Origin of the sequence: Gardnerella sp. DNF00550 (assembly GCF_049262685.1) — a bacterium.
Lineage (GTDB): Bacteria > Actinomycetota > Actinomycetes > Actinomycetales > Bifidobacteriaceae > Bifidobacterium > Bifidobacterium leopoldii.
On the sequence record NZ_CP058397.1, the window covers coordinates 1,264,018 to 1,277,564 of the forward strand.

Genomic DNA, 13,547 nt, shown 5'->3' on the forward strand with positions numbered 1-13,547 from the left:
CTGCTACTTTCCGCATAACAACCACCTAATCACCACTCAATATCGGCTATAGCCATAGGATGTTCTTGCACAGTTTCGTCTACAACTTTCCCAGAACGGAAACGAACAACTTTGTGAGCCATCGGAGCAATGGCAGCATTATGAGTAATAATCAGCACTGTCATGCCTTCAGTTCGGCAAATATCTTGCAATAATTGCAATACTGCCTTACCTGTTTCATAATCCAAAGCACCAGTAGGCTCGTCACATAGCAATAGTTTAGGTTTTTTAGCAAGAGCGCGCGCAATAGATACGCGTTGCTGCTCACCGCCAGAAAGTTGCGCTGGGAAATTATGAAGCCTTTCTTTCAAGCCAACATCAATAAGCGTTTGAGCAGGGTCAAAATGATCTGCACAAATTTGCGAAGCTAGCTCTACGTTTTCAAGAGCAGTTAAATTTGGAACTAAATTATAAAATTGAAAAACAAAACCAATGTCTTCTCTGCGGTAGCGAACCAAATTACGACCTTTTAGCTTAGTAACATCGCAATCGCCAACAACAACACGACCGCTTGTCGCAGTATCCATACCGCCCAAAATATTTAATGCTGTAGTTTTTCCAGCGCCAGATGCACCTAAGATTACTGTAAGCTCACCGCTTTGTGCAGTAAAACTGGCATCATCTAAAGCTCGCACAGCACCAGAACCTGATGGGTATTCTTTCACTACATGATCAAAAGTTATATATGCCACAATGCACCTTCACAATATGAGAAACTATAAAAATTCAACTTCTCTTTATTTGTATTATCTACCGTTATATTTCGTACTATTCTACTAAATGAGCGCAAAATTCGCTAACTTACTTCAGCGACGACACTCCACATCTTTCCATGCAATATGCATTACCAAGCCAAGTATGACGAGAATTTGGCCAAACAGCACCTAAACGCGGAGCACACTGACTCATCCATATACTTGGCACACGCCCATCTGCGCTTTGCGAACCAAGCAAATTAAATCCATTCTTGCTTTCAAGCCAATCTGGATGCTGTGTTGCAATAGCAAGCCCTTCCTCAAGAGTAAGAGGCAAACGCTCATCAGAATCAATAAGCTTACGAGCGACATCAGGCTCTCGATTCAAATACGATGAGCCAGTATGTGGATCGACGACTATATAGAACGGGCCTTTAGGAAACTCATACCCGTCTTTAGGAAGAAAACTTATGATATCTCGCGGAGGCATAGTTGTGAATCCAGCCATGCGATTAATACTCGTACGAGAAATCAACGATTCAGGCGAAACTAATTCACGCGTAGGAACCAATAAAATATTCGCACCTAAACTACTATTTTCAAGCGCACACAATATAGGATTTGCCAACTTACGAAAAGCATCGGCACTCATATCAGCCACATCTGGATATCCAAGTGCCACTATACGATCGAGTTGCTGCTGTATTTCTTCAGATGCTATTGACATAATTCCAGTTTACGCAAAATCTTACATAATCGCGAGCGCAATATAACCATAATTAGTTTAGGGAATTACGCTTTTTAGCAATAATTTCAGCCAATTGCACAGCATTTAGTGCAGCACCTTTTCGCAAATTATCGTTAGTGATGAAAAGTGCCAATCCCTTATTTCCATCGATCGCTTGGTCTTGCCTAATTCTGCCAACATAACTTGCAGACTTTCCTGCCGCTAGCTGAGGAGTAGGAATATCGTTAAGCTCAACTCCTTCAGCCTTGCTCAATACTTCGCGAGCCATGTCTGGAGTTACATCATGCTCAAACTCAGCGTTTACACTCATGCCGTGACCAGTGAAAACACCTACGCGCACACAAGTACATGAGGCCGCAAGATTTGGCAAATGCAAAATCTTACGGCTTTCATTGCGCAATTTTTGTTCTTCGTCAGTTTCTTCAGAACCGTCATCAACTATTGAACCAATAAAAGGCACTACATTAAAAGCAATAGTACGAGCAACTTTTGTAGGTTCAGGGAAATCTATTGCGCTACCGTCGAAAACGAGTTTATCTGCTCCTTGGTTTAATGCAGCTTGAGCCTCATTCATGAGTTGCAAAGCACCGGCTCGACCAGCGCCAGAAACAGCTTGATAAGACGAAACTATTAAACGTTTTAATCCAAAAGCATCAGCAAGCGGCTTTAATACAGGCATGCAAGCCATAGTTGTGCAATTTGGATTTGCTACTATTCCTCTTGGAATAGTATCTAAATCTTCAGGGTTTACTTCCGCAACTACCAAAGGCACATCGTTATGCATACGCCATTGCGAAGAATTATCTACTACAATTGCGCCAGCTTCAGCGAATTTCGGAGCCCAAATTTTTGAAGTTCCGCCGCCTGCAGAAAAAATAGCTATGTCAATTCCGCGCAAATCTACTTTTTCTACATCTTCTACGACTACGTCTTTGCCACGATATTGCAAAACTGTGCCAGCAGAATGAGCGGAAGCCATAAAACGTAAATCTTTTATTGGGAAATCACGCTCTTCAAGCACTCGACGCATTACCATACCAACTTGGCCAGTTGCGCCAAGTACTGCCACGTTCACGCCTTTTTCGTTGATAATTGTCATCGAGACTCCCTTAAAAGTAAGTACGTATAATTTCTACAGTTTTTACAATTCTACAATTTAAATAATTTAGTTAATTTAATAATTTAAATTGCTTCAGCGCCCGCTTCCGCCGTACACTACTGCTTCAACTTGGCTTGCGTCCAAACCGTAAGCAGTATGCAAAGCACGAACAGCTTCATCAATTTGTTCAACAGGAACCATGGCAGCAATACGAATTTCCGAAGTAGAAATCATCAAAGTATTTATACCATGTTCACTTAGCGCAGTGAAGAAGGTAGCAGCTAGACCTGAATGTGTTTTCATACCAACGCCAACAACAGCTACTTTTCCTACTACTGGAACGACATCCATAGAAGTAAATTTCAATTCATCATGCGCTTCTTCTAGAACTTTACGGACTGCTTCCATTGACGCTCCTGGAGCAGTAATAGAAATATCTGCTGTACCAGTAGAAGCACTTGCTTGCGCAATCATGTCAATATTTACATTTGCTTTTGCAAGAGTTGTAAATACTTTCGCAGCCATACCAGGAATATCTGGAATACCGCGAACCGTAATCATTGCCTCACTGCGATCATGAGCAACGCCAGAAATAACGGGAGTTTCCGGACCTAAATCAGGAAATAAATCGCCCATAGTCGAAAGAATATCGTGGTTTACCATTGTTACCGCCTTTAAGCTCGAAGATTATTTGACATTATCTATTAATATTTAGTTTTGTATTTTCTAACTCAGATTAGGCAAATCGTTCGGATTAATATTATTTGGAACTATAAGCGTTCCGTTCCTATGCGAGAATGAACTTCTAACATGAAGAGGCATGCCAAAACGCTGAGCGTACTCAACACAACGCAAAGCAAGCACGCGCGAACCGCAAGATGACATTTCAAGCATTGAATCATAATCAATTACAGGAATACGTTTTGCAGTTGGCACAATACGTGGGTCTGCAGTAAATACTCCATCTACATCCGTGTAAATCTCACATACATCAGCACCTAAAGCAACCGCAAGCGCTACAGCGGAAGTATCCGAACCACCTCTACCGAGAGTCGTGTCATCTCCAACTTCGTTAATTCCTTGGAACCCGGCAACAATTGCAACACTGCCTTTGCTAAGAGCTCTTCTGACACGATCAGGCTTAACCGCACGAATATGCGCAGCTCCGAACTGAGTATCTGTCATAAATCCAGCTTGAGAACCAGTAAAAGAATAAGCATGAGATCCTTGAGCATGAATAGCCATTGCAAGCAAACTCATAGAAATTCGTTCGCCTGCTGTCATAAGCATATCCATTTCGCGAGCAGGAGGATTAGTATTTACACTCATTGCTTGATCAATTAAATCGTCAGTTGTATCTCCCATCGCTGAAACTACAACAGCAACATCATTGCCTTCTGCTTTTGTAGAAAGAATGCGTTTGGCAACACGTTGTATGGAATCCGTATCCGCTACAGAAGAACCACCGTATTTCTGTACGATAAGCGCCAATTTTTACCCCTTGCTCATGTCAATATTGATAAACGCACAGGATATGCCGAATAATGGCTTCGATATCAGACTACCAACTATGCCCTATTTATTGATAATGATTTGTGCACATAAAAACAATATTCAAAATTACACAGATTGACGGCCAGAAAATGCACGACCTAAAGTGATCTCATCCGCATACTCTAAATCTCCACCAACAGGCAATCCACTTGCCAAGCGAGTAACTTTAATTCCTAGAGGATCGAGCAATCGAGCCAAATACGTAACAGTCGCTTCACCTTCTATATCAGGATCAAGCGCAAGAATAATTTCTTGAACTTTTGCATCTTTAAGACGTTCAAGTAATTGCGTAATTGCTAAGTCCCCAGGCCCAACATTTGCCATTGGGTTAATTGCACCACCAAGAACATGATAAACACCTGAATACTCATGAGTTCGCTCAATACTCATAATGTCTTTAGGTTCTTCAACTACGCAAATTTTGCTATGATCACGCCGAGGATCTGCGCATACTATGCAAGGACTCTGCTCGCATACGTTTCCGCATACATCACAAAAACGCACACTTTCTTTCATGTTATTAATTGCGTCTATTAGCTCTTGAACATCTTTATCCGAGGAAGAAAGTAAGTAAAACGCAATACGCTGAGCGCCTTTAGGTCCAATCCCTGGAAGCTTTGAAAATGCTTCAATTAAGCGACCAATTGCTCCATCATATGACGATGAATTATGCACTGTAAACTACTCCTCTTGCTTTTTCTTAACGCTCATAATCGCATTTTTAGGATTTTTAGGATCAGTAGAAGCAAATTCTTCAACAGATTTAACTTCAAAAATTTGTTTAAGCTCATCAGTGCTTACAGATGTTGCTGATTCTAATGAAGCATCGTCCATTGAACATTCGTCAGCAGTAGCTCCATTCGTAGGAGAAACAGTAGTCTGAATTGATTCAGCAGACAATTCTGAAGTATTAGTTGCATTCTGAACTTGAGACTGTAGTTTAGCCTGATCCAAGACACCAGAAATAGCTTCATCTCGGTTATGAGAATGCGAACTCTTATGTATTGTAATCTCGTCATCATGATTCATAGGCTCATCTTCAATAGAAGAGTCTTTAGAAGAAGACTCTTCAGAAGAAGAGTTTTCTGGCATTGCAATCACATCCGACATAGGCATAGACGACATGTCTGCCCAAACATCATCATCCGCATTCGCAACATCACTTAACTCATCCGCAGTATTTTCAGAAGCTACTGATGCTGCGGAGCCATCAGCGCCACTAAAACCCGAAGATTCTTTTTTAGTAGGATTTTTATTTATTCCGCTGCTATCAGAATCAGTTTTATTACTAAAACCAGCAGATATACCTGTTTTACGCAATAAAATATCGCGCTTAACTTTTGCAAGCTTCTGCGGATCCATTCGAGCAACAGATTCTACTTGTTCACCATTAGCAGCAACTGGTGCAGGAGCAATCATTACTTGCGTGCCAAATATCTCATGCACTTCATTCATTACTACTTTTGGCACTTTTTGTCCATCATATGGAGAAGTAGTGCATACTGCGAGCGCAAACGCATGTTGACTCATAGGCTCATTAAAAGTCAAAATAAGACGCTGTCGACCTGATTGTGCTGAAGTAAGTTGCACTGTAGGAACATACTCACGAGTTACATACTCACGTACGTCATCAGGCAATTTTGAAACTACTTTATCCCACATTGCATCAGTATCCATGGAATCATTCTTTGAATTAGCATTATGCGCATCATTCAAAAACACTTTTTTAGATTCCGTTTCTTTTGTGTTTGTAGCAGATTGCGTTTCTGCTTTAGCAATAGGAGATGCTGTAGTTTCAGAAGGTAGTGAAGAATTTGAAGTACTATTATTCTCACTATCTGCAGAAACATATTTCTTATTGCTTGTAGAACCTACGAAATGAGCACCAGAAGATACTTTATTTTGAATATTCTGCTTAGAAGTGGAAATATTTTGTTGTTGCACGTTATTGATGCGCAAATTAGTTGCAACAGTATTTGAAGTTTCGCTGTCTGCAAGCAAACGAGCAACTAAAATTTCCAAATTCATGCGAGGAGAAATTGCACTAGCCATTGCACTTAAAGCATCATTAATTGTTTGAGCCATACGTGCTAAATCATGCAATGTCATGCTTGCAGATTGCTTATTCAATATTTCCAAATCTTCTGGAGAAACATCATTAAGTAAGCTTGAAGCCGCTTTAGGACCTGCAGATACCATAAGCAACAAATCACGAACTCTACCTAATAAATCTTCTACAAACTTACGAGTATCGTAACCTCCAACAATAACGCGACGAACTACATCGTATATCGAAGCACCATCATGATTAATAAGATCGTCAATGAATTCGCTAATCAATGAATTAGGCGTAAAACCTAATAAAGCAACCGCAGAATCCAAAGAAATTGAACCATCAACAGCACCCACCATAAGCTGATCGAGCACAGATAACGTATCTCGCATTGATCCCGCACCAACGCGCATAACAAGGCGAAGAACTCCCGGCTGCGGCAGAATACCTTCCTTTTTGCAAATATCTTCAAGATATGGAGACATTACCTCTGGAGGCACAAGTCTGAAAGGATAATGGTGTGTACGCGAGCGAATAGTGCCAATAACTTTATCCGGCTCAGTGGTAGCAAAAATAAACATTACATGCTCAGGAGGCTCTTCTACAATCTTAAGCAAAGCATTAAAACCTTGCTGTGTAACCATATGAGCTTCGTCGAGAATGAAAATCTTATAACGGTCACGAGCAGGAGCGAAACCAGCACGCTCACGCAACTCTCTAGCATCATCGACACCGTTATGGCTTGCAGCATCAATCTCTACAACGTCGATAGAACCTGCACCGCCAGTAGCTAAATCTTTACAGCTTTGGCACTCTCCGCATGGGTGCGAAGTTGGTCCTTTTTCGCAATTAATGCAGCGAGCTAAAATTCGCGCAGAACTTGTTTTACCGCATCCACGTGGTCCAGAAAATAAATATGCATGCGTTATTTTCCCTTGGTCTAATGCTCTAGACAAAGGTATGGTAACCTGATCCTGCCCAATAACACCATCAAACGTGTCAGGACGATATCTACGATACAGTGCAAGTGCCATGTTTCCTAACCTACCGCGACCTAACTATTTCCCCGATATATCTTAGTTAAGACTATCAGCAGCCGCCACCCGACTGCTGATATTTATATTCGTTTTTGCTACTTACTACTTATTGCAATCTTCTAGTCCTGCTCTAGCAGAAACTTCCACGTTAGAAGCAAATGGAATATTCAGCCCAACAGAAACACGAACAGTTACATCATTACTAGTAGAGTTGCAAGATTTCAAAAAAGCATTGCTTGAAGCAACAGTACGCGCAACAACCTCACACGCATTATCCTCCATCCTTTGCAACGCAGAAGCACCGGATAAAGCAGCAGAAGTTGCAACAGCATAAGCTTGATGTTTAGCTCCGAGAACATTACATAAAATAGCAGAAAGCACTAGTATTGAGCAGACTGCGATCACTAGCATAATGCCAAGCATAGTGCCAGAACCGCAGTCGATGCCCTTACATCGCTTATGAATGAAATTTATTGAATGCTTCACAAAATTCTTGCGCCTACTCATACTAAAACCTGGCTTACATGACTTTCCACTAGAGGCGGCAAAATATGAAGAGGATCAGGAATAAGAGGACATTTAACAACAATATTCGCCATATTATTGCTACGACTTATTTTCACCGACGCTCCTTGACCTGCGACCGACTGCACGATACTTGCGGCAGCTTTATCGTCCTTATGAGTCACAAGATAATACGCAACTTGCGCAGCAGCATCATGACAATTCATAGTACATACAACTGCTCTACCTATGCCAATCAATACAAATAACAGTATTAATGCACAAGGTAAAACAATAGAAAATTCAGCAGTTACCGTCCCTCTGTCATAATCACTAATTTTGCGCAACAACCTTTTGCACACAATAACTTTCCGCATCATAAGCTCATTTCATCCGCTAAAGCATGCCGTTAGCCGATTTTCAATGCTTTTTTAACTAAATCTGTCAACGTTGTGCGAACCGTATCTGATTTCAAAATAGCAACTAGCAGTGCAGCAAAACCAGTGGCAGCAATAATAACTACTGCATATTCAGCTGTTACAGCTCCAGAATCCTTATTTTTAAGACCGTCAGCGTACAATTTTCTTTTTTGACACAAACATGACTCAATATTCACTAATTGTTCATTTACTTGAAGCATAGACACAGAGCATCGTGCAACAAGTTTTTGCATTATCCCAACCATCATCTTGTACCTTTCACTTCAAACTATCCGAAATTTTCGGATAGAAATATTATTACAACTTGTTTTGCGAATGAAAATAAAAAAATTGCATTGTGGATAAAAGCTAATTTATTTTTCTAGAAATTTATTTTTAAAAAGCTAGCGCATAAGCGACATAACTGTTGGCAAAATTCCTATGCATATAAAAGACGGCAAAAAACATAATCCAACAGGAAGCAGCAATCGCACAGACAACCTAGAACTTTCTTGTCTAGCAATATTGGCCATATTTCTCTCATAATGTTGAGCAAGTGCAGACAATACAGGAACTGGAGATGAACCATAACACCATGATTCTTTTAAAGATGTCATTAACCATCTAGCTAATATTTCTGAAGAATCTAAGTTTTTACGATTAGTAAATTTTGATTTATTTTCTAATTCAAAATTATCTTGTCTAGTATAAGTAGAAGACCATGCTTCATGCCACGTATCTCCTGCAAGTAAAGCATTGGAAACAGAGCAAAGCCACATGCCTTGACCGCAAGGAAACACTTGCCCAACAGCACTAAGAGCCCTAGTAATAGCAACACCACTACGAAGTGAAACAATAATCATATGTAAACCAAGAAGAGGATCTACATATGAAACTTTTGAATTACGCCATTCGTATTTAAATAGCATAATTTTACTGTTAAAGCGCATACGATTATCTAATGAATCGCACTCTAATTTCAAACTCACCCATTGCCAAACAATTACAACAAACAATGGAACAATAAACAAAAGCTGCTTTGTGGACTCCATAAATCATCCTTCCAGAGAAGCAGCATCCATTGCATGCTGAGATATTTGCAACATAGAACTAACCCACGCCAAACCCAATCCATAACATATTCCACCTATTGTTAATAAAATCCATCCATTTACTGTTGTAATTAACATCAAAATAGGGTGCCCACCTAGTAATTCACCAGCAAAAAGAGCCAAAATAGGTAGAGCAGTAAGTAATTTTATTGTTGCTTTTGGCATTGCAGCTACGTCAGCACGTAAATCTTCTGCACGCTTCTGAGCATGATATGACGCTGCCGTAGCTTCCACACATTCTGCCATAGCGCAACCAAGAGTATTACTCAATTCATATGAAGCCATAAGACTTTCAGAAACAGTATGCATATGTTTTTCAAGCTGACGACGTTGAGTCTTATTCATATTGCGCTTCTTTGGAAAACAACGTTCATAAAGCCATTTATAAATAATTTTTGTATTAACTGCATTACTGCAAATACATTGTTGAGACTTAGAGTCACTGTGAACAATCATTGCAAAAGTAGAACCAGAACGTAATGCAGCAATCATTCCAGCAAGAACTTCTTCAATATCCATTTTTACGCTCCAAGCAACACAATCGACTACTAATTATTTGAACTGTCAACACATATGCTGGTCATATTTTCGGGAAGATTCCAATAATTTGAAAACTTAACCCATGCAGGCAAAAATTTCATGACAATACTGCCGTCAATTCCACAAGATAATTGCAAAACGGGAACGCCGCACAGCAACGAAGCGCTAGAAGCGTATTGCAAAATACCGAGTTCTTTGATCATTCGACGCCCGTTAGAGGATCTCTCTACATGAATAACAACATCGAATGCTCCAGCAGCTAAAGCACATAAAGCTGCAGGCTCCAACCCAGCCAATAACCCTAATGCCATAAGACGAGCGGGAACTTTTTCTATTTCATCTGCATGAAGAGTTGTCATTCCACCCTTATGCCCGGAAGTAAACACTCTCAACAAATCAGCAATTTCTTCCCCACGACATTCACCAAGAATAATGCGATCCGGACGCATTCTCAATGTTGCTTTTACTAATTGAGATAAGCCAATTTCTCCTACACCTTCTACATTAGCTTCTCGCGCACTTAACGAAACATGATTTTGTGTCAACTCGCCAAGCTCTCTAATTTCTTCAACAGATACAATACGATCTTCGCAATCAGCAGCAGCCAACAAAGCCTTCATAAGTGTGGTTTTCCCAGATCCAGTACTTCCAGTGATCATTATATTTGCTCGCTTTTTAACTAGAACGCTTAGAATACAAGACAATTCTTTTGGAAACATGCCTTGATCACTCAAAGAAACAAGATCATAACGATTAATTGAAGGAAAACGAATTGACAATGCTGCTCCTTGAGATACAAGTGGCGCTAAAACAGCATGTATGCGAATGCCAGAAGTACTTGAAGCATCAGCAATAGGACACGCATCATCCAGTCTTTTGCCTAATTGTGCACAAAGCCATACAGCATATTCTCTTAACAAAGCAGGGTTGTTAAGCGGAACTCGAGTTGCGCGTTCCTTAAGACCTTGCCCACAATCTACCCACACACGACCAGACTCGCTTACAACCATGTCTGTGACTCTTACGTCATTGGCAAATTCCTGCAGAATTCCAAAATCGATATCACGAATATTATTTACGATCATATTTACCTCTTGAATATTTCGAACGACGATATTGCGAACGACGATATTTAGTTACAGCATTTTTTGTATTTGATATAACATCTCCAATAAGCCAATTATTTATGCATTGCATGGTTTCCTTCATTGAAGATGGCACATTTCGAATACCGTAGCCCCCTATAATGTCGGTGTGCATGCGAGCATCATGTTGCAATGAACCAAGAAATGTAGTTGATAGATATTCAGAAGCTTCATCGATACTTAAAACATAAGATTTTTGCGTTAAACCGCGAGGAGACAATCCCACAACAGCAAATTTGTTGAACTTTACGCCAGAATCACACAAAGTATCTAATTTTTGCAGCAACGCTCTAAACCTTGCCAAATCAAGCACAGATAGCTCAACAGCAGCAAGAGTTGCACTGTCAATAAATTGCGGAATATTACGGTAAGACTTCATAGCAGTCTCGCCAGAACCTATATCTACAATAACTACATCAACAGCATCAGCTAGACCTCTAATAGCAGCCTCTAAAACCCAAGGTTCAGGATATTTACCATGCCATGGAGAAAATGCTAAAACATCCACATTATCCCAATGCAATAGCTCATTGCGCAACACATAGCCATCGCATCTACCTAAGGGAGCATCAACTTCTTGCAACCTGCGACCTTCATCTGATTCCAAACCAAGCAGAACGTCTAAACCGCCATGAGTCAAATCAGCATCTACAAGAGCAACACTATGGCCTTGTTCACTTATATAGCGAGAAAGAATAGATAGAGAAGTGCTTAGCCCAATGCCATCTGCAGCAGACATTCCAACCAAAATATTTTTAGGCAATGGATCTAAAGAATCACGCGCAATAAGATTATCTTCTTCAGCATTATTAAACATACGAGATTTATGCTTAATAGAAATATCTTGCGAGCGTTCAGTATTTTGAAAACTCTCCACATCTTGAGAACTCTTAGGCAAAAGAGTCATCACAGTATGATCGTCAGCTATACATGGCGCAATTTTTACACCATTAGACACAGATTCGTATATAGATTTATCTGCAACTTGAGGAGGATAAACATAACGTTTAACATCTCTAAATGCGCCTACAGCTTCGCCATTGTTATAATTCTTATCAATCTGCTTAACGCCAATTGATTTATTGTTTACACTCATATTCATACTCATGCGCCTATTGAAACGCATATAGCAATGAGTTTTCAACAATATTCATGCAATGTGGTTAAAAGCTCAGGAAATATTAAGAATAAGCAAATATTGCACAAAAATTATCTATAAAAACATCTATTTTACAGAATTTACAGATGGCAATACTAAATCTTTATTAACTTTCATATAGCGTTCAAGTAACTCACCATAAATTGGCTTAGTTTTTAGAATATCTGAAATAAGCAATGCGATAAATGCAGAAGCTGCAACTGGGAGCGTATGAATCATAGTTCCAGACATTTCAACAGTAAGCAAAATCGAAGTGAGTGGAGCTTTTACAGATGCAGACAACGTACCAGCCATAACGCAAACTGCAAACACAGATACAAATTTTGTATCAATGCCAAATGCTGAAACGCTAGTAATCCAGCGCGCAGCAACACCACCTGCGAGCGCACCTACTGCAAGAATAGGCATAAAAATACCGCCAGGAGCACCACAGCCAAAACTTGTAGAAGTAAACAACATTTTTGCCACAAATAGCAAACAAAGCATTGCAAGACTTGCTTTTCCATATTCAGAAAGTCGCACTAAATTAGATCCGCCACCAAGAACTTCAGGCAGGAACAAGCCAACTGATATTGCAATTAAGCAAGCAATAGCAACAGGCATCCACTTTGGCAAATATCCGTATAATGTTTGCAAACCAAGTAACGAACGATTCATTATCGAGCCTACAAAACCTGCAAAAATACCAAGAGGAATAATCCAAATATGCAAGTTCATCGGCAAATCTGGAATCTGACCAAAATCAAGAACTGGACGCAATCCGAAACAAGTTTGCGAAACAAAATCAGCACATAAAGCAGCTGCAGCAGCTCCTATAAGAACAATTGAAGTTAAGCCGTGCTGAATCTCCTCCATAGCAAACATAACTCCAGAAAGTGGCGCAGAAAACGCAGCAGATAAGCCGGCTGCAGCTCCAGCAGTTACCACATAATGCTCTTTAATATCGTCACGCCTACCTTTACGGAAAATTCGAGACAACATCTGAGCACCACATGCACCTATTTGAATAGATGGACCTTCACGTCCAAGAGACAATCCAAATAAAGAACCAAGTAAACCGCCAACAAAACGCACTGGCAGAATCGTGTGCCATCGCATATTCAAACCGCGATTAACATACCCCACGACTTGAGGAATACCACTTCCAGAAGCCATACTTTCTTTACGACTCATCCAGCCAATAATTAGACCTGCAATTACAGCAAAAATTAAACATGGCAAAATCCACCATGCGTTATGCCGGATTTGTAAATACATCCAACGCGCAAAATCCGTACCGTATTCAATACCAAGCCTGTAAGAAGCTACTAATGAACCAGAAACAGCGCCGACAAATATCCCAGCTAATATTACTTTCCAACGAAGCTGGCAAAAAGTTTTTGATATTTGCTTTAACTTATTGCTTAAAAAGCTCAATGCATTCTTAAACTTCACTACAACTCG

The 13,547-nt window shown here is 40.1% G+C and carries 15 protein-coding genes; all 15 read right to left on the reverse strand.

Features of this window, described 5'->3' with window-relative positions:
- Positions 1–29: 29 nt before the first annotated feature.
- Entirely contained in the window at positions 30–731 is a 702-nt protein-coding gene (locus HXT29_RS05085) for an ABC transporter ATP-binding protein (RefSeq protein ID WP_004105770.1), read from the reverse strand.
- Positions 732–840: 109 nt separating this feature from the next.
- A complete protein-coding gene (locus HXT29_RS05090) occupies positions 841–1,461 on the reverse strand; it encodes a DUF5701 family protein (protein ID WP_004105772.1) in 621 nt (206 codons plus the stop codon).
- 52 nt (positions 1,462–1,513) lie between these two features.
- The gene (locus tag HXT29_RS05095) at positions 1,514–2,581 is read right to left on the reverse strand and encodes an aspartate-semialdehyde dehydrogenase (RefSeq protein WP_422118325.1); all 1,068 of its coding nucleotides are present in this window, start codon (positions 2,579–2,581) and stop codon (positions 1,514–1,516) included.
- A 93-nt stretch (positions 2,582–2,674) separates the two neighbouring features.
- Positions 2,675–3,244 (reverse strand): ACT domain-containing protein, encoded by a 570-nt coding sequence (locus tag HXT29_RS05100; protein ID WP_004105778.1) that lies wholly within the window; start codon positions 3,242–3,244, stop codon positions 2,675–2,677.
- Between the two features lie 63 nt (positions 3,245–3,307).
- Positions 3,308–4,072, reverse strand: a complete 765-nt coding sequence (locus HXT29_RS05105) for an aspartate kinase (RefSeq protein WP_116971224.1) — start codon at positions 4,070–4,072, stop codon at positions 3,308–3,310.
- A gap of 129 nt (positions 4,073–4,201) precedes the next feature.
- Positions 4,202–4,810 (reverse strand): recombination mediator RecR, encoded by a 609-nt coding sequence (gene recR, locus HXT29_RS05110; protein WP_004105782.1) that lies wholly within the window; start codon positions 4,808–4,810, stop codon positions 4,202–4,204.
- Positions 4,811–4,816: 6 nt separating this feature from the next.
- Positions 4,817–7,222 (reverse strand): DNA polymerase III subunit gamma/tau, encoded by a 2,406-nt coding sequence (gene dnaX, locus HXT29_RS05115; RefSeq protein WP_116971225.1) that lies wholly within the window; start codon positions 7,220–7,222, stop codon positions 4,817–4,819.
- A 105-nt stretch (positions 7,223–7,327) separates the two neighbouring features.
- Positions 7,328–7,732: an Rv3654c family TadE-like protein gene (locus HXT29_RS05120; protein ID WP_004574187.1), complete on the reverse strand. Its 405-nt coding sequence runs from the start codon at positions 7,730–7,732 to the stop codon at positions 7,328–7,330.
- A complete protein-coding gene (locus HXT29_RS05125) occupies positions 7,729–8,109 on the reverse strand; it encodes a TadE/TadG family type IV pilus assembly protein (protein ID WP_032835337.1) in 381 nt (126 codons plus the stop codon). The genes HXT29_RS05120 and HXT29_RS05125 overlap by 4 nt, the downstream gene beginning before the upstream one ends.
- Positions 8,110–8,138: 29 nt before the next feature.
- Positions 8,139–8,414, reverse strand: coding sequence for a DUF4244 domain-containing protein (locus HXT29_RS05130; protein WP_004574189.1), 276 nt, complete (start codon positions 8,412–8,414; stop codon positions 8,139–8,141).
- A 138-nt stretch (positions 8,415–8,552) separates the two neighbouring features.
- Positions 8,553–9,200 (reverse strand): type II secretion system F family protein, encoded by a 648-nt coding sequence (locus tag HXT29_RS05135; protein ID WP_004574190.1) that lies wholly within the window; start codon positions 9,198–9,200, stop codon positions 8,553–8,555.
- 3 nt (positions 9,201–9,203) lie between these two features.
- On the reverse strand, positions 9,204–9,779 hold the full coding sequence (locus HXT29_RS05140; RefSeq protein ID WP_101885838.1) for a type II secretion system F family protein: 576 nt from the start codon (positions 9,777–9,779) through the stop codon (positions 9,204–9,206).
- A 29-nt stretch (positions 9,780–9,808) separates the two neighbouring features.
- On the reverse strand, positions 9,809–10,885 hold the full coding sequence (locus tag HXT29_RS05145) for a CpaF family protein (protein ID WP_112928849.1): 1,077 nt from the start codon (positions 10,883–10,885) through the stop codon (positions 9,809–9,811).
- Positions 10,872–12,047, reverse strand: a complete 1,176-nt coding sequence (locus HXT29_RS05150; protein ID WP_101891389.1) for an ATPase — start codon at positions 12,045–12,047, stop codon at positions 10,872–10,874. The genes HXT29_RS05145 and HXT29_RS05150 overlap by 14 nt, the downstream gene beginning before the upstream one ends.
- A 123-nt stretch (positions 12,048–12,170) precedes the next feature.
- The gene (locus HXT29_RS05155) at positions 12,171–13,538 is read right to left on the reverse strand and encodes a ClC family H(+)/Cl(-) exchange transporter (RefSeq protein ID WP_174191473.1); all 1,368 of its coding nucleotides are present in this window, start codon (positions 13,536–13,538) and stop codon (positions 12,171–12,173) included.
- Positions 13,539–13,547 lie beyond the last annotated feature (9 nt).